16 protein-coding genes are annotated in these 15,333 nt (G+C 44.5%); 3 read left to right on the plus strand and 13 right to left on the minus strand.

The window, feature by feature from the left end; genetic code table 11:
• Positions 1-10: 10 nt before the first annotated feature.
• The 3 genes from CC90_RS0111760 to CC90_RS0111770 all read right to left on the minus strand — a co-directional run bounded on the left by CC90_RS0111760 (position 11) and on the right by CC90_RS0111770 (position 3,632).
• Complete coding sequence (locus CC90_RS0111760) at positions 11-1,639, minus strand: ABC transporter substrate-binding protein (protein WP_031390966.1); 1,629 nt, start codon at positions 1,637-1,639, stop codon at positions 11-13.
• Between the two features lie 74 nt (positions 1,640-1,713).
• On the minus strand, positions 1,714-2,652 hold the full coding sequence (locus CC90_RS0111765; RefSeq protein WP_242843300.1) for a carbohydrate ABC transporter permease: 939 nt from the start codon (positions 2,650-2,652) through the stop codon (positions 1,714-1,716).
• Positions 2,653-2,666: 14 nt separating this feature from the next.
• Positions 2,667-3,632, minus strand: a complete 966-nt coding sequence (locus tag CC90_RS0111770) for an ABC transporter permease (protein WP_031390968.1) — start codon at positions 3,630-3,632, stop codon at positions 2,667-2,669.
• A 378-nt stretch (positions 3,633-4,010) separates the two neighbouring features.
• Here CC90_RS0111770 and CC90_RS0111775 point away from each other — a divergent pair, with 378 nt between their 5' ends.
• On the plus strand, positions 4,011-4,877 hold the full coding sequence (locus CC90_RS0111775; protein WP_031390969.1) for a class I SAM-dependent methyltransferase: 867 nt from the start codon (positions 4,011-4,013) through the stop codon (positions 4,875-4,877).
• 59 nt (positions 4,878-4,936) lie between these two features.
• Here the strand turns inward: CC90_RS0111775 and CC90_RS24400 are convergent, their stop codons facing one another.
• The 6 genes from CC90_RS24400 to CC90_RS0111805 all read right to left on the minus strand — a co-directional run bounded on the left by CC90_RS24400 (position 4,937) and on the right by CC90_RS0111805 (position 10,064).
• A complete protein-coding gene (locus CC90_RS24400; protein ID WP_051869485.1) occupies positions 4,937-5,422 on the minus strand; it encodes a hypothetical protein in 486 nt (161 codons plus the stop codon).
• A 62-nt stretch (positions 5,423-5,484) separates the two neighbouring features.
• Positions 5,485-5,955 (minus strand): DUF2752 domain-containing protein, encoded by a 471-nt coding sequence (locus CC90_RS0111785; protein ID WP_051869489.1) that lies wholly within the window; start codon positions 5,953-5,955, stop codon positions 5,485-5,487.
• Positions 5,956-6,035: 80 nt separating this feature from the next.
• Positions 6,036-7,916 carry an ABC-F family ATP-binding cassette domain-containing protein gene (locus CC90_RS0111790; RefSeq protein WP_031390972.1) on the minus strand — a complete coding sequence of 627 codons (1,881 nt, stop codon included), beginning with the start codon at positions 7,914-7,916 and terminating at the stop codon, positions 6,036-6,038.
• Positions 7,917-7,930: 14 nt separating this feature from the next.
• The gene (locus tag CC90_RS0111795) at positions 7,931-8,644 is read right to left on the minus strand and encodes a J domain-containing protein (RefSeq protein WP_031390973.1); all 714 of its coding nucleotides are present in this window, start codon (positions 8,642-8,644) and stop codon (positions 7,931-7,933) included.
• The gene (locus tag CC90_RS0111800; RefSeq protein ID WP_031390974.1) at positions 8,641-9,492 is read right to left on the minus strand and encodes a DUF5685 family protein; all 852 of its coding nucleotides are present in this window, start codon (positions 9,490-9,492) and stop codon (positions 8,641-8,643) included. Before CC90_RS0111800 ends, CC90_RS0111795 begins: the two co-directional genes overlap by 4 nt.
• A 131-nt stretch (positions 9,493-9,623) precedes the next feature.
• Positions 9,624-10,064, minus strand: coding sequence for a YaiI/YqxD family protein (locus tag CC90_RS0111805; protein ID WP_031390975.1), 441 nt, complete (start codon positions 10,062-10,064; stop codon positions 9,624-9,626).
• Between the two features lie 305 nt (positions 10,065-10,369).
• On the opposite strand from CC90_RS0111805, the gene CC90_RS0111810 reads away from it, so the two are divergent.
• Positions 10,370-10,864, plus strand: coding sequence for an HD domain-containing protein (locus CC90_RS0111810; protein ID WP_031390976.1), 495 nt, complete (start codon positions 10,370-10,372; stop codon positions 10,862-10,864).
• A gap of 191 nt (positions 10,865-11,055) precedes the next feature.
• On the opposite strand, the gene CC90_RS0111815 is transcribed toward CC90_RS0111810, so the two are convergent.
• The gene (locus CC90_RS0111815) at positions 11,056-11,580 is read right to left on the minus strand and encodes a flavodoxin domain-containing protein (RefSeq protein WP_031390977.1); all 525 of its coding nucleotides are present in this window, start codon (positions 11,578-11,580) and stop codon (positions 11,056-11,058) included.
• Positions 11,577-12,050: a MarR family winged helix-turn-helix transcriptional regulator gene (locus CC90_RS0111820; RefSeq protein ID WP_198528780.1), complete on the minus strand. Its 474-nt coding sequence runs from the start codon at positions 12,048-12,050 to the stop codon at positions 11,577-11,579. The genes CC90_RS0111815 and CC90_RS0111820 overlap by 4 nt, the downstream gene beginning before the upstream one ends.
• 393 nt (positions 12,051-12,443) lie before the next feature.
• On the opposite strand from CC90_RS0111820, the gene CC90_RS0111825 reads away from it, so the two are divergent.
• Positions 12,444-13,664, plus strand: a complete 1,221-nt coding sequence (locus CC90_RS0111825) for a chloride channel protein (RefSeq protein ID WP_031390979.1) — start codon at positions 12,444-12,446, stop codon at positions 13,662-13,664.
• Here the strand turns inward: CC90_RS0111825 and CC90_RS0111830 are convergent.
• Both CC90_RS0111830 and CC90_RS0111835 read right to left on the minus strand, forming a co-directional pair.
• Positions 13,657-14,592 (minus strand): hypothetical protein, encoded by a 936-nt coding sequence (locus CC90_RS0111830; RefSeq protein WP_031390980.1) that lies wholly within the window; start codon positions 14,590-14,592, stop codon positions 13,657-13,659. The genes CC90_RS0111825 and CC90_RS0111830 overlap by 8 nt on opposite strands.
• A 155-nt stretch (positions 14,593-14,747) precedes the next feature.
• A complete protein-coding gene (locus CC90_RS0111835) occupies positions 14,748-15,329 on the minus strand; it encodes a DNA-3-methyladenine glycosylase I (protein WP_031390981.1) in 582 nt (193 codons plus the stop codon).
• Positions 15,330-15,333: the final 4 nt, after the last annotated feature.

Consider the following 15,333-nt stretch of genomic DNA (forward strand, 5'->3'; position numbering starts at 1 on the left):
ATTTTTATTCTTATTGCTCATTTGCAAAATAAGCATCCAACTGTACATTTGCTTCATCTACTACCTTGCTCATTCCAGCTGCTTCCAGCTTGTCAAGGAACTCAGGTAATGCGGTTGCAGGATCAACTGAACCTACGCTCAATGCTAACGCATACTGCTCACCTACGTTTGCCAAAGTAGCGAGTTCTGTTTCAACGCTGGTAGGGTCAAACTGATATCCGAATGCAGGAATAGCTTTTGCGCCTTCATAGTAAGGGATGAATACCTTCGTAAAGAAGTCTTTGCCTTCACCTTCCTGAGGAGGAAGCAGAGTAACGTTACCCATACCGTTTCTCCAAGGCTGATAGTTATCATGTTCTTTCGTAAATACTACGAGTCCGTCATCATTTAAGTTATAGTGAGTACCTTCAACACCATACTCTAACAATGTCATTAAATAAGGATCTGTGTTCAACAGGTTAAGGAATGCCATTGCTCTTTCAGGATTCTTGGAAGCTGTGGAAATAGCCATCATAGCGCCCTGTGTAGATGTCTTATCTACGTAAGGAGGTGTACAAGGAACGAATGCGACATCAATACCACGTTCCGCACTTGCCTGTACCTCGTATCCCAAAGCGTAAGACTGCGTACCGATTAAATATTTACCATCCAACTGAGTAGCTGTACGTAAATCGTTTGCCGTCTGCTTGTTTGCACATCCGGGATCGATATAACCTGCCAGATAATATTCACGAGTCTGCTCTACGAATTTCTTATATTCTTCTGTAGCAAATTTGTTAACAATCTTGCTTCCGAGATCTTTGGAAACGTCCGTAGGATCAATGTAATAAGATAATACGTTAAGGCTTCCAGCGTCGCCATTTACGATGATGGAGTTATCTACCATTCTTTCCAGAACCGCGCCTTCAACGAGCAACGGATAGAAGTCAGCGCCTTCGCCTTCTTTAACGGTCTTAAGAATATCGCCGAAACCATAGTAATCGGTATTTCTGATATCGTCTAAAGTATAGCCGTATTTCTCTAATAAGGTTACGTTAATATCCCATGTGTTCTGTGTTCCAAAATCTTTGAATCCCGGAAGAGCATAAACGCCGTATCCGTCGGAACCTTCGATTTCAGCACCAGTTTTCAGAACTTCCGGAGTAATATTCCAGATGTCGCTGCCGTAGTTTGCAAGTAAATTGGTTTCCGGATCATCAAGACGTACCCAAGCACCTTTTTTCGCAAAAGAGTTGTACTCATCTGCAGACCAAGAGCATGTAAAGTAAATATCTACATCGTCGCCGCCGTTGATTGCAAGCGTAGAGCCTTCATCGAAATCGCCCCATGTTCCCCAAATAGGCTCAAGAGTAACATTCAATTTCTCACCAAGGTATTCGTTTACTTTCGCCATAACCGCCTTATCGTCGTTTACGGTGCTTCCATGGAGATACCATTTCAAAGTAACAGGTGTGGAAGTATCCAGAGTTGCTGCTTCTGCAGGAGCCTCTGTTGTTTCTTCCGCAGCAGGCGCTTCTGCTGTTTCCGTTGTTTCTGTTGACTCGGTAGCGGTTTCCGTGCTGCCGGTGCTGCCGCATCCTGCTAACATTGTAGCAGACATTGCGATGCAAAGTACGAGTGATAATAATTTTTTCTTCATGCTTACCTCCCTAAAAATAATTTATAGTTTTTATGTAAGTGGCGTTATTGCCAGACCTACCGTGTGGATGGGCATCAGCCCTTTACGGAGCCTATCGTAAGACCCGCGATGATGTATCTTTGGAAGAACGGATAAGCAAAGGCGATGGGAACTACAATTAATACTACCAAGGCCATTCTAAGGCTCTGCGTAGGCAGTTTGCTGGCAGCCGCAACTGCATCCGCTCCCATGTTGGCGCTGTTCTTTGCCAGATATTCCACGTTCCTCTGCATTTGCATAAGTAAATATTGAAGCGGAATCTTTGCTCTTTCTCTTACATACAGCAATGCGATGAACCATTCGTTCCAGTATGCCAGAGCATTCAGCAATGCGATGGTCGCAATACCGGGCTTCGCAATCGGTACGATAATGCGGAATAACGTATTGTATTCCCCGCTGCCGTCGATAGCCGCTGCCTCAATCAGTTCCTCAGGAACAGAACTTTGGAAAAACGTTCTCATAACGATAATATTAAACGGATTTACCAAAAGCGGTACGATGAGCGCCGCATAGTTATCGCTGAGTCCCAACATCTGCTTACATACCATGTAAGTCGGTACCAATCCGCCTCCGAAGAGCATAGTGAAAAAGCTGAAAAAGGAGAAAAAGCTTCTATACTTAAAATCTCTGCGGAAGAGTGCATACGAATACAGAACGCAAATTAATACGCTGAGTATCGTACCTACTATCGTAATGAAAAAGCTGTTGAAATAGGACAACCATAACTGGTCTCCCAGTTTCATTATGTATTTATAAGCCTCTACTCCCCATGACACCGGAGTAAATGAATATCCAATCTGTCTAATGCTTTCTTCCGCCGTGAACGAAATAATTACAACGAAGATGAATGGAATAACGCATGCCGCACAGAACAATGTCATAACGATGTTGATAACGATTTCTGCCGGAACACTCACTGCGTTAAAGGGCCTTTTTTTCTTGTAGCCTAAAGCCATCTGTGCATTTTTACTCACTTTGATTCCCTCCATTAGAACAAGCTGCTGTCCTTGTCAAATTTACTTACAATACTGTTAGCAACCATGATGCATATAAATCCGACAACATTCTGCAAAAGTCCGGCCGCCGTCGTCATACTGTAATTCTGTGTCGCAATCATCGCGCGGTATACATAAGTATCGATTACCTGCGTTACCGGCATAAGCGGTCCGGAACTCATCGGCACCTGATAGAACAATCCGAAATCGGCGTTGAAAATCTTACCTACCGCCAGTATGAAGAGTATAATAATCATTGTTTTCAAATGAGGCAGCGTCACATAAAAAACCTGCTGCAGCTTTGACGCTCCGTCGATGCTGGCTGCCTCGTACTGCGTCGCGTCGATACCTGTAATAGCCGCCAGATACAAGACAACCGAATATCCGGTACTCTTCCATATGTAAGCTATCGTCAATATGTATGGCCAAGGTTTTGTGCTGTTATAAAAGTCGATTGGCTGCATTCCCCACGTCTGCATCGCATGTGTTAAAAGTCCGTTTGTGGGATCCAGAAACGCCTGGACAAAGTAGCTCGCTACTACCCAGCTCAAAAAGTAAGGGAAGAACATCAATGTCTGATATGTTTTCGCAACGAACTTCTTGGTAACCTCATTCAATATAACCGCAAAGGTTACAGAAATCAGCAGTCCTAATATGATGAAGACTGTATTGTAGCCTAAAGTATTCCGAATCATAACCCATGAATCCTTGGTCATAAACAGAAACTTAAAATTCTTTATCCCCACAAAATTACTATTCATTATATTATTAATTAACGACGGCGCTTTCGTGTATATCTTATAATCCTGAAATGCCATCACGATGCCGAACATCGGCAGGTAGCGAAGCAGTATCAGCCAAATAGCTCCGGGCGCCACCATGGTAAGCAACATAAATGTCTTCTTTCTTCTTGCTGAAACCGTCGTATTTGCCTTCTTCGCAACAGATACTCGTGACATTCTATCTCTCCTCTCGTTTGTCCTTATCTTCAAGTCTGAAATCATTTTGTGTCTTGTGATTTCTTAAGTAAATCATACACAAAAGCCTTCGTTCTTACCATTTCTTATGTTGCCCTTTTTTGTATATTATTGTTCACATATTTCGTTACTGTTCACTCCGTTCTCAGTAACGCATGATTTCTGCATTTAAATTTGCTTCGTGAAACAGAAATCATCTCACAAATCGCGTTCTTACGCAGCTTAACAGCAAGTGTTAAGCTACTGTGTGAACCAATGTAACCATATTTCCAGTTCAGACAGTGCCTGATGTATAATTTGTTGCCAAAGAAGTGCCATTGGTGTATATTTAAAGTAAATTTTTATAAGGAGTTATGGAATATGTGGATTGCAGATCAGTGGAAAGATTATGAAGTAATAGATACCTCTTCAGGGGAAAAATTGGAAAAGTGGGGCGATTATCTCTTGGTCCGCCCGGACCCTCAGGTCATATGGAATACAGAGAAAAAGAATGCCGGATGGAAAAAAAAGAACGGCCATTACCACCGCAGCGCTAAAGGTGGCGGCGAATGGGAGTTCTTCCATCTTCCTAACGAATGGAGTATAAAATACCGTAATCTTACTTTTCATTTGAAACCGTTCAGCTTCAAGCATACCGGACTTTTTCCCGAGCAGGCGGTGAACTGGGACTGGTTCTCCTCCTTGATCGCACAAGCGGACAGGCCCATCAAGGTGCTCAATCTGTTCGCTTACACCGGAGGCGCCACTCTCGCTGCAGCAAAAGCAGGAGCTCAGGTCACGCACGTGGATGCTTCCAAAGGTATGGTGAACTGGGCGAAGGAAAATGCTGCTGCCTCCGGCCTTTCCGATGCTCCTATCCGCTGGCTGGTGGATGACTGCGTCAAATTCGTAGAGCGGGAGGTTCGCCGGGGCAGCACCTATGATGCCATCATTATGGACCCGCCCTCCTATGGCCGCGGACCAAAGGGCGAAATATGGAAAATAGAAGAGAGCATCTTTCCCTTCATCGAACTGACGGCAAAAATACTCTCTAAGGATGCTCTTTTTTATTTAGTTAATTCTTATACTACCGGGCTGCAGCCTGCAGTTCTTTCTTATATGATCCAACTAGCCGTAGCTTCCAAGCTCGGCGGACACGTAGCGGCCGAAGAAATTGGCCTTCCGGTAACGGACAGCGGCCTCATTCTTCCCTGCGGTGCTTCCGGAAGATGGCAAAGGAATGCATAAGCGTTCCTTTGCCATCTCATAGGAAGACAAACCGATGCGCAACTGCGTACTGCTCGCTGTTATATGCCTTGAACACTTAAAGCAATCATCACAACTACCATAATAAGTATATAAACCGCCAGTACAACGCCTGCAATAATCAGGTAAGCCTTAAAAAAGTTGGATTTACTTTTCTTTTCCGTCTTGCTGAATGCCCATACAAAAACCAGAACGATGCCCACGCAAGGTACGAACATAGCTAAAAGCAGCGAAACTAACCATTCGCCCACACTCATGGGCTCCTCCAGCTCTTGCTGATAACCGCCCTGCGATGGATATTGGTATCCTTGCCCGCCCTGCTGACCGTAGCCGTAACCTTGATTCTGGCCGCTGTTCCCATAGCTATTCTGCTGGCCATAGCCCTGTCCCTGCTCTTCGTATCCGCCCTGCTGACCGTAGGCATAACCCTGATTCTGATTGCTGTTTCCATACGGTTCCGGTCCGGTTCCGGTAAATACTCCGCCTTGCTGCGTCCCGTCATTTGGGTACAGATTGTTGTTATCCATCGTGTGATTTCCTCCCTCATTTATGTATACTTTTTTCTTCACTATATACAGTATTCATTTTATCATATACCTAATAACCTATGCAAGATTTCTCTGTATCCGGGAACATATCTTTCCAAAAAACTGCCTCCCGTATAGACATACGGCGGCCTTTCGGGAAACACGGTGCACATCCGGTATACATATACCGCAAGCATAGCAATCCCAAGAATTATCAACCCGCGCTTCCAGCCCTTTATCCTTTTTCCGAGGATATAACGGTATACGGCGCAGTAGCCGATAAATAATATGACAGGAAGCGCCATCGGATTGAGATTCCATGAGCGTACGAACTGCCCTGTCAATATGAAAAATACGGCCCGCGTCATTCCGCAGCCCGCACAAGGAAGGCCCGTCAGTATAACCAGCGGGCAAAAAGCATGATATATGGCGTGTACAATAATATAGTAAGCCGTAAAAGCGAGAAGGGCTTCCTTCGCATTCCACAAATCCTCCCCTATCCGCTTACTTATCTCCTTTATCCTCCGTTTCATGCTCCCTCCCGCTTAATAACTCCTTACCTTATTCTTCTCCTGCGATATATTACCGGCTTTCTTTTCTGTCCCGCACCTTGTCACTGGCTTTCTATCCTGCCTTTCAACTCCTCAAGATACATCCAGCGGTCCATCCTCTCTTCCAGCCTCTGCTCGGTTTCTTCTTTTTCCTTTGTCAGCTCATTTAACTTTATGAAATCTGTGGAAGCCCTGAGAATCCTTTCTTCCAATACCTCAAGATATTCCTCCAGCTTCGCGATTTCATCCTCTATCGTTTCGTAGTCCTGCTGCTCTTTGTAGGTAAACTTAAGCTTAGATGACTGCACCTTCCAGCTCTTTTTCCCACTTTTTTCCTCCGCGCCATTTATGGCGCTGTTATTTATGACGCTGCTCTTTACGACCTTCCCGCCAACGCTTCCGTCGGATTCCTGCGCCGCAACAGCATTCATCGCTTCCTTCTTATTCGAATAATCCGTATATCCGCCTTCATATTGGCGCAGCTTTCCATCTCCTTCGAAGGCAAAAATCCTGCGCACCGTTCGATCTAAAAAGTATCTGTCGTGCGAAACGGTTATAACGATTCCGGGAAAACGGTCCAGATAGTCCTCCAGCACCGCCAGTGTGGCAATGTCCAAATCGTTGGTGGGCTCGTCCAGAATCAATACATTAGGCGCACTCATAAGCACTTTCAACAACGCCAGCCTGCGCTTCTCCCCTCCCGACAGCTTGCCGATCAAGGTATACTGCTCGCTTCCTGAAAACAAAAAGCGCTCCAGCATTTGGGAGGCTGTAATACTTCCGTCCTCGGTCTTCACATATTCCGCTACGTCCCTGATATAATCGATGGCCTTCTTATCCTGCGGCATCTCCAGAGCTGCTATCTCTTGGGCGTAGTAACCGATTTTTACAGTCTGTCCTATCTCCACGCTGCCTGAATCCGGCTCACACTGTCCCGTCAGTATCTTCATAAGAGTAGTCTTACCGCATCCGTTCTCTCCAATAAAACCAATTCTGTCTTCTTTCAGGAAAAGATAGGAAAAATCATCGATCAAAACCTTTTCCCCGTAGCGCTTGCTGACATGGCTGATTTCGACTGTGGTTTTTCCAAGCCTCGAGGCTACCGAACTCATCTCTACCTTCGCATCACAAGAAGGAGCCTGCACCTGCTTCAGCTCCTCGTATCTCTCCAGCCTCGCTTTTTGCTTGGTAGAACGAGCCCTCGCTCCACGCTTCACCCATTCCAGCTCTGTACGCAGAATCGACTGCCGCTTCCTCTCTCCTGCGAAAGATTCCTCCTCGCGCATTGCCTTTAGCTCTAAATAGCCGGAATAATTCGCTTGATAGGAATATATCTGTCCTTTATCAATTTCTACGATTCTATTCGATACACTGTCAAGAAAATAGCGGTCGTGAGTTACCATAACGATAGCTCCGCTTCTCTTTTTCAGCATATCCTCCAACCAGTCTGCCATCTCGTTGTCCAGATGATTGGTAGGCTCATCCAAGATGAGGATATCCGCCGGAGAAAGCAGAGCCGCCGCTAATGCCAGCCTTTTTCGCTGCCCGCCGGAAAGAGTTCCGCATTTTGCCGTTATATCTGCGATTCCAATCCGCATCAGCATGGCCTTTGCATCGCTTTCCTTCGCCCAGGCCTCCTCGCCCACGCCTTCCGCACGGAGTTTCTCCTTCGTCTCCTTCAGTACGGCCTGTAAGGCAGTTTCCTCTTCATCGAAGTTAGGGTGTTGGGACAGATAAGTGCAGATGACATGATTAGCCCGAATGACATTCCCTTCATCCGGTTCCTCCAGTCCCGCCATCATCTTCAGCAAGGTAGACTTGCCTGTTCCGTTGATGCCGATAACTCCCACTTTCTCCCCCTCCTGCAAATAAAAGGAAGTATGGTCGAACAGTTTCCGTTCGCCGTAGGATTTCACTATATTTTCAACTGTAAGTATATTCATAAATGTTATAACTCCTAATATCCCCCATACGGTATTCCGCCTCCGCAGCACATTCCGCCGCTTCCGCAGCAAATATTACATATTATATTAGCGATGCACAGCTTGACGCATATATTTCCGTGCCCCATATAGGGATTTCCATAAGCATACTGTCTTTGCTGATACTGAGTGCCGCCATTTTCAAACCGGTATGCCAGATTACTGTAATCCGGATTCCCCGGTTCCATGACTGCTGCCCGTTTAGCATGCTCCATCGCCGCTACGTTATTTCCCAGCCCCGCATGGGCAAGTGCACTATAATAATACCATCTTGCACCCTTTTCGTCCATGCCGTCAAGTACAGTTCTCGCTTCTTTATAATATCCGTTTCTTATATAATTGCCTGCAGCACGCAAATGACCATCCTCTTCATAACCCGTGCTAGTGCTGTCTCCGAAGCCTCCAAACCCGCCAAAGCCACCGAAACCGCCATAATAGCCGCCGCTGCCATAGCCACCGCTTCCGTAACCTCCATAGCCTGAGTCACTTCCATAGCCCTCCGTACGCTCCTTCATGATCTGGCTGTAGGCCTCCTGAATAGTCTTGAACTTTTCCTCCGCCTGCACCTTATTCGGACTGTTGACATTAGCGTCGGGATGGTATTTTCTGCTCAGCGCTCTGTATGCTTTTTTTATCTCTTCTTCGGTAGCATCCGGGGATACTCCCAGTATTTCATAAGGATTTATCATTGTTCCTGCGCCTGCCCCTTTTCTCTCGTTTCTCTTTCCGAGTGTATTTTTTCGTAGCGGTACCATACACCCGAATAAATGATATTCCTAAGGATTTCGATATAATCCAAAATCGGCAGCTTCTCAAATTCCTTGGAGCATTCTGCCATCATCATGACGAGAATGCTTCTGCATTGCTCTTCGAAATCAGGATGTTTATATAACTGGTAAAAGGGGTTATAATTTCCTTCCTTTAAGTCTTTTTCTATATCCTCATACGCATCGCACAAATAGATGAATTTTCCCAGATATAATCCCATTCTATAGAGAGTCTCTTTCCATTCATCCTCCTTATATACCATGATTTCGGCCATAACCTCCCCAAACAGGCGGGACATCTCATCAATATCTATGCAGCCGCCTATCTCCTTCCGGGTAATCTGCTCCATCAATGCTTCGATACGGCGAATTTTGAATCCATACTTCTGCTCCAGGTGATGATAGCCCTTCTTAAGCAACTGGGCATATAGCAGTTTGCCGTATTTCTTATTATCCATCCAGTCGTCCTTGCATTTGTAATAGGACAGCAAAATGTTCATATCCGCTGCGTATTCTGTGTACTCATTTATCTTCGTCATATGCCTTTCGAAAGGATGTGCAACGCATTTGCAGTAATCCGTCTCTGTCTGTGATTCGTATAAGCCGGAGAGCAGCATGATGATAAAGGTCATATCATAGGACAGAGTCATCTGCCCGGTCAAACCGTATTTTTCCTTTAATACTTTGCATAAACCGCAGTAATAGGCTTGATAGACATCAAATTCCTTGAATTTCATATCTCCTTTGTTGATGATTATATATCCGAACATCGTATCACCTCTTAATATTACATATAGTAACCAACATTTTTATTCTTCTATCAATACTCTATTATCCTACCGTTTTAAGCCGTATATATCAATAAAACTGCTATAAACAATTTATTAAAAAAGAGTCCGTTTTATCTGGTTTCAAGCATTCTCCGAAAAGATTCCTCAAACTTCACATCGTCCTCCTCCGTTCTCTTCTTCGGTCCCTTTAAATGGCTTTTTCCCGATTTGCGCCTCTCGGATTTGGCGATATGACGTTCCATAAGCATAGTGTCAATATTCTCGTTGGTATACCACTTTCCGCTTTGGTGAATGGCCCTTACGCCCTTTCCCAATGCCATGACCGCCACACCGTAATCCTGCGTTACAATGACGTCTCCCTTTTCACTTAAGGAAAACAGCTTGAAATCTGCCGCATCTGCTCCTCTGTCCACAATTACCACCTCGGAATATTCCGAGCGGAGAACATGGGCATTGTCACAAACTAAAATTACCCGAATATTTTTCTCTTTCGCCACTCTTTCCACAATTGCCACTACCGGGCAGGCATCGGCATCCACAAGAATCTTCATATTATTATCCCCATCTTTCTCTTTATTTTCCTAAAAACTGCCAAAATAAAAATGTGCTTTGGCCACGCAGCTTTTGTTCCTCGTGTGCAGCCGTGTATCGCTTACCCGAAAGTCAGCAGAAGTGTTTTTCCTATCATGCCACATCGCCTGCGCTGCGTCAATAATCTTGTTACTGTTCACTCTGTTCTCAGTAACATAATCTTCGACTTTTTCCGACTTTTATATTGACTTATCTTTTCATGGCCCTCATACTTAAAGTATCAACCATACTCAATGTGTGATAAACGGAAAGGATGTGATTGCCGATGGACATTACAGTATCGGATGAGATTGAAGCGGAGTTTTTAGAGCTCATACAGAGCATACTGGGCGATAGCGAATTCAAAAAGCTTACCATGTACAGACAGCATTTCGGGACTACCCGTTTGATGCACAGCTTGAATGTCTCTTATCTTTCATGGTTAATGGCTTCCAGATTCGGCTGGGATACCAGCGTTGCGGCACGAGCAGGTCTGCTGCATGATTTTTGCCTGTATGACTTTAAGGAAAAATTGCCTAAGGGCACATTTCAGGCTTTTCATCATCCGAAGGTCGCTGCTAGAACGAGTGGAGAGCGTTTCAAGCTCCATGAAAAAGAACGTCAGGCTATTTTGTCACATATGTTTCCTCTAGGGCCTTTGCCCCAAAGCAAAGAAGCGTGGCTTATCAGCCTTACTGATAAGGTGTGTGCAGTTACAGAGGCGTGCAGACTGAATATAGCACTGGCAAGACAGGATAGGGTTGTTATAACCCCTGCATAGTAATCTCTTTAAATGTTAAAAAGTGTGTTTTGCCGAAGGCCTATATGGCTTTGGCAAACACACTTCTTTTTATGTAACAGGAAAGTGCTCCTATAAAACAAATAGATGCGCAGTTGTATGCGCAAAAAACGCTGTGCTGCCAAAGTCTTTCGTCACAAAGTATTCGAAGCACACATTTGTTCTTTATTCCTTTATATCTGCTTAGCACAGATAATAAGGGGCTTTATGTTTTCCTTCGAGGAATTATCGCTGGACTTTTCAAACAAGCTAATCATTTCCATATCCTGCTGTGTCTTTTCCTTCTTCTTTTTCATCACTTTATACATAGTCTTTAGCATGATTCTTGGGATGAATCCCATCTTTTCAAAGTTAATCCCTCCTTCTAAATAAAAAAAGGGAATTTCCTTTTGCTCTTCCTTGGTTAGATTATTATCTTTTACTGTAAGAATAGCCTCCTCCGCCTTCATAGGCATGCCGCCAACCGCATATAAGATCAGCTTTTTGCCGTTCAGTTCCGGCATTTTCTTTACTTTCTCCCATCCGCTTATCTTTCCTGCCATAATCCCTGCACCATAGATAATTACATCATTCTCCTTTAAACGCTGCTGCGTTATCTCCTTGTAGCTTACCGCTTTGCATGCAAGCTCCTCCGCTATCCACTTTCCGTATTTTTCGCTAAACCCCGTCTTACTGTTATACACTACAACTCGCTTCATTTATCTCTCCTCCCTATTCGCATAAGATTTTTTTCAATTTTTGTCATCACCTTATATGTAAGCTTCACTTCTTCCTTCGTGACTCCATCATAAAGTCCCGTCATAAATTTCTCTTCCTGTTCACGGTATCTGTCGCTCAATATTCCTATTTTCTCCGTCGCTGCCACCCTCACTTTTCTTCTATCCTCCTTATCGTAAAAAGTGGTAACGAACCCGGCCTTCTCCAGCTTATTTACAAGCTGCTTCACATTCTGATGCGAGCTGCCCATCACATCTGCAAGTTCATTGATCATGGGCGGTGTCCCTTGAAATACAGAAAGACAGATGAGAAGGAAAAACTGCTTACATGTAATTTCTTCATAAAAAGTGTCCCCCGCTGCCTGCAAACGGTTCCCGAATGCGAAGAACAAACCGAACAGGGCCCTCTCATCATCAAGGCCTTCCAATAATTTATCTCTATCTATACTCATAGTATTTAACTCCTTAAAGTATGCAATTGGGGCACATATTCCGTTTTTATAATCTTTTTTTTCTTGATTTTCTCGATTCCCCGGGTTTTTTATTTTCCGGTCCTCCTATTTTCCGGTCCTCCTATTTTCCGGTCCTCCTATTTTCCGGTTCTCCTATTTTCCGGCTCTCCTATTTTCCGGCTCTCCTATTTTCCGGCTCTCCTATTTTTTAACTTTTTTATTTTTTGGTTTTTCTTTATATTATGTAATATATTACATAAATATATATTTGTCAATCCTTTAAGCAGAAAGCATGTTTCATCGTCTTTTCTGATAGTATAACAACTACAATCACATATTTCTCTTGAAAAAAATGCGGCTTCCCTTATAATATTATTTGGAGATGATATTAATATGAATTATTGGAAAAGAGTAAGAAATCAATTGATTTTTATAGGGCTTGCAGTTCCCCTGGGCATAGCTGCCGGATCTATCGCTGCCTTGTTCGGCAGGGTTCTGCTTTATATTGGGAATATTAGAGATGAATATGTTTACTTTCTGCTCCCTTTTCTCGGCGCCATCGGTGTCCTCATCCTATGGAGCTATCAGAAATTCGGAGGCAGGAGCAGTAAAGGAATGACTTTGCTCTTCGAAGCCGGACACGGCTCAAAGGAAGCGATACCTCTGCGTCTGGTCCCCTTCGTTATTATGGGAACATGGCTCACTCATCTCTTCGGTGGAAGTGCCGGAAGGGAAGGAGTTGCCGTTCAGATAGGAGGAACCCTCGGCCATTCGCTCGGCAGACGGCTTTCTATAGAAAACGGAGAGAAAATATTATTGATTACGGGAATGGCAGCCGGTTTTTCCGGCCTATTCAGAACTCCCCTCGCGGCTACCTTTTTCGCTCTCGAGGTGCTGACCGTGGGCGTATTGGAATACAAGGCCCTGCTGCCGGCTTTGACTGCGGCATTTACCGCAAGCTATATTTCCGGTGTACTGGGCCTTGAAAAATTCTCCCACACTCTGGCAAAGGGCTTTCCGTTTTCACCCTCCCTGCTTTTCAAGCTGCTTCTCCTCGGCGTATTATTCGGGATAATAGGATGGCTTTTTTCTTATCTTCTGCATAGGATAAAAAGATTTTTTTCAGAAAAGGGGAAAAATCCTCTTCTGCGTATTCTAATCGCCGGTACCGCAATAGGCCTCCTTTCACTGCTTTGTTTTCAAGGGAGGTACTCAGGTCTGGGCACCAACTTGATTTCCATGAGCCTTAACGAAGGCGTTTATTCTTGGGATTTCGCTTTGAAATTTCTTTTTACGATACTTACTTTATCGGTAGGCTTTCAGGGAGGCGAGGTCACTCCTTTATTTTCCATCGGTGCTACTCTTGGTGCATTTCTCGCATCACTGCTCGGTCTCCCCGTCGCTTTCACTGCCGCCTTAGGCTACGCAGCAGTATTCGGCAGCGCCAGCAATACTTTGTTCGCGCCCATTCTGATAGGCATGGAGGTCTTCGGCCCTGAACTGCTGCCTTACTTTATCGCGGTGTGCGGACTCTCTTATGCCTGCAACGGCAACCTGTCCATTTACCCGCTTCAAAAAAAGAAAATCAAAAAAGAAAAAAGTGAGGCTATCTAATGTCCAGCCGCCCGAAGCTTTTTAACTGCAGCAACTTTTCAATTGCTTTGCCGGACTTCCACCAGTTCTCACTGATCGCGAACGCCTCGGGATACTTGCCGCCGTTATACCACTCCCACGGAATATCCCAGACACCGTTTTCGGGGCGCTGGTCAATGATAGCATCCAGTGCTTTCTCTACTTCTTCTTTATTTTCCTCATAATACTTACTCTCGGGAGACCAGACGAATTCCAGCGGATTTGCCATGAAATTATCCTTTTCCGTCTCTATCTTTTGCCGTACTGCACAGGAAACCTTTTCACATAAATATGCAAAGTCAAAGTCTTCCGTAAGCCCTGCGGCCTCTATATCCTCCAGCAGCTCGCAGTAACCTCCTACTCCCATATCCCCCAATTGCTCTGTTCCCCCTAACCGCTCAATCAACGAGTTCGTATACTTTTTCGCCATTTGGTACAAGCCTGATTCTTTTTCTCCATACCGAAGGATGAAACCGCATAAGCTCGCTGTCGTTCCTGTACTTTGGAACTCATTGTCCTTCGGATTATAATCCCACCAGACGCCATGTGGATAATTATCATTAGACGGAATGGTAAAAATCCATCCGTAATCTGCCCTATGCTCCGTATTCTCCAAATAACGGAAGATTCCGCGATAAAACGGATGCTCCATATCGAGGAATTCCATCTGCCGGAGCAGTCTGATGACGATTTGTGCATTGTACGGGGTGGAATCCGGGTTCCAGCTATCCGGGTCAATCGTATTGCCAAAGCCGCCGTCACTGTTCTGATAGCTGGACAAGACTAAAAGAACAGCCTCCTTGCTTCCATTTTCAAACCAGTATTGCCATAATGCGAAGTCCAGAGGCCTCGCATTTCTGTAGACCCATTTCTTAATTTCCTGAAATGCGCCAACGCTCAATTTTTTCATATTGTTTCTCCTTCGGATAATTTATACTTTACTCCATAATAAAAGATATCCGCCGCCTTTTGTTGTAAAAAAGCGACGGATTTCCTATTACTGCTCCGCATTAATAGCTATAACCTTCAGTCTCTGGGACTGCATATCTTCATCCAGCACCTCCATCACCTGAACTCTACCGGATACTCATCTATAACCTGCTGATATCTAAAGCAGTGAACATCATGATCATTAATAATCCCACAAGCCTGCAAATGAGAATACACCGTAGTGGAACCGAGATATTTAAATCCTCTCTTTTTCAGCTCTTTGCTTACTGCATCCGATAAATCATTGCTCGCGACCGGTACAATTCTATGATTCTCATAAACAATACTCTTATACCCGCTATACCCCCACAGAAATCGATCAAAGGAACTGAATTCATCGATTATCTTCTTATATGCCCTTGCATTATCGATAACTGCACGGATTTTTCGGACAGACTTTATCATATCCTCCGTCCCCATGATTCTTTCTATATCCGCATCCCCATACAAAGCAATTTTCTCATAATCAAAATTATCGAAGCACTTACAGAAGGTTTTTCTCTTCTTAAGCATCATCGTCCAGTTCAACCCGCACTGCATGACCTCCATCATCAGAAATTCGAAGTGCTTCCTATCATCATGCAGCGGAATCCCCCATTCCCTATCATGGTACTCTTCATTGATCCCGCCGTCCTTGCACCAATTACATTTATCCATACAT

Source organism: Kineothrix alysoides, assembly GCF_000732725.1.
GTDB lineage: Bacteria > Bacillota > Clostridia > Lachnospirales > Lachnospiraceae > Kineothrix > Kineothrix alysoides.

What these genes read in the sequence shown, in the direction of transcription:
- CC90_RS0111820 (WP_198528780.1), bottom strand. Translation starts at nt 12,050, where the DNA reads ATGAGTATAGATAGAGATAAATTATTGGAAGGCCTTGATGATGAGAGG.
- CC90_RS0111790 (WP_031390972.1), bottom strand. Translation starts at nt 7,916, where the DNA reads ATGAATATACTTACAGTTGAAAATATAGTGAAATCCTACGGCGAACGG.
- CC90_RS0111830 (WP_031390980.1), bottom strand. Translation starts at nt 14,592, where the DNA reads ATGAAAAAATTGAGCGTTGGCGCATTTCAGGAAATTAAGAAATGGGTC.
- CC90_RS0111775 (WP_031390969.1), top strand. Translation starts at nt 4,011, where the DNA reads ATGTGGATTGCAGATCAGTGGAAAGATTATGAAGTAATAGATACCTCT.
- CC90_RS0111805 (WP_031390975.1), bottom strand. Translation starts at nt 10,064, where the DNA reads ATGAAGATTCTTGTGGATGCCGATGCCTGCCCGGTAGTGGCAATTGTG.
- CC90_RS0111825 (WP_031390979.1), top strand. Translation starts at nt 12,444, where the DNA reads ATGAATTATTGGAAAAGAGTAAGAAATCAATTGATTTTTATAGGGCTT.
- CC90_RS0111815 (WP_031390977.1), bottom strand. Translation starts at nt 11,580, where the DNA reads ATGAAGCGAGTTGTAGTGTATAACAGTAAGACGGGGTTTAGCGAAAAA.
- CC90_RS0111785 (WP_051869489.1), bottom strand. Translation starts at nt 5,955, where the DNA reads ATGAAACGGAGGATAAAGGAGATAAGTAAGCGGATAGGGGAGGATTTG.
- CC90_RS24400 (WP_051869485.1), bottom strand. Translation starts at nt 5,422, where the DNA reads ATGGATAACAACAATCTGTACCCAAATGACGGGACGCAGCAAGGCGGA.
- CC90_RS0111835 (WP_031390981.1), bottom strand. Translation starts at nt 15,329, where the DNA reads ATGGATAAATGTAATTGGTGCAAGGACGGCGGGATCAATGAAGAGTAC.
- CC90_RS0111810 (WP_031390976.1), top strand. Translation starts at nt 10,370, where the DNA reads ATGGACATTACAGTATCGGATGAGATTGAAGCGGAGTTTTTAGAGCTC.
- CC90_RS0111770 (WP_031390968.1), bottom strand. Translation starts at nt 3,632, where the DNA reads ATGTCACGAGTATCTGTTGCGAAGAAGGCAAATACGACGGTTTCAGCA.
- CC90_RS0111760 (WP_031390966.1), bottom strand. Translation starts at nt 1,639, where the DNA reads ATGAAGAAAAAATTATTATCACTCGTACTTTGCATCGCAATGTCTGCT.
- CC90_RS0111795 (WP_031390973.1), bottom strand. Translation starts at nt 8,644, where the DNA reads ATGATAAATCCTTATGAAATACTGGGAGTATCCCCGGATGCTACCGAA.
- CC90_RS0111800 (WP_031390974.1), bottom strand. Translation starts at nt 9,492, where the DNA reads ATGTTCGGATATATAATCATCAACAAAGGAGATATGAAATTCAAGGAA.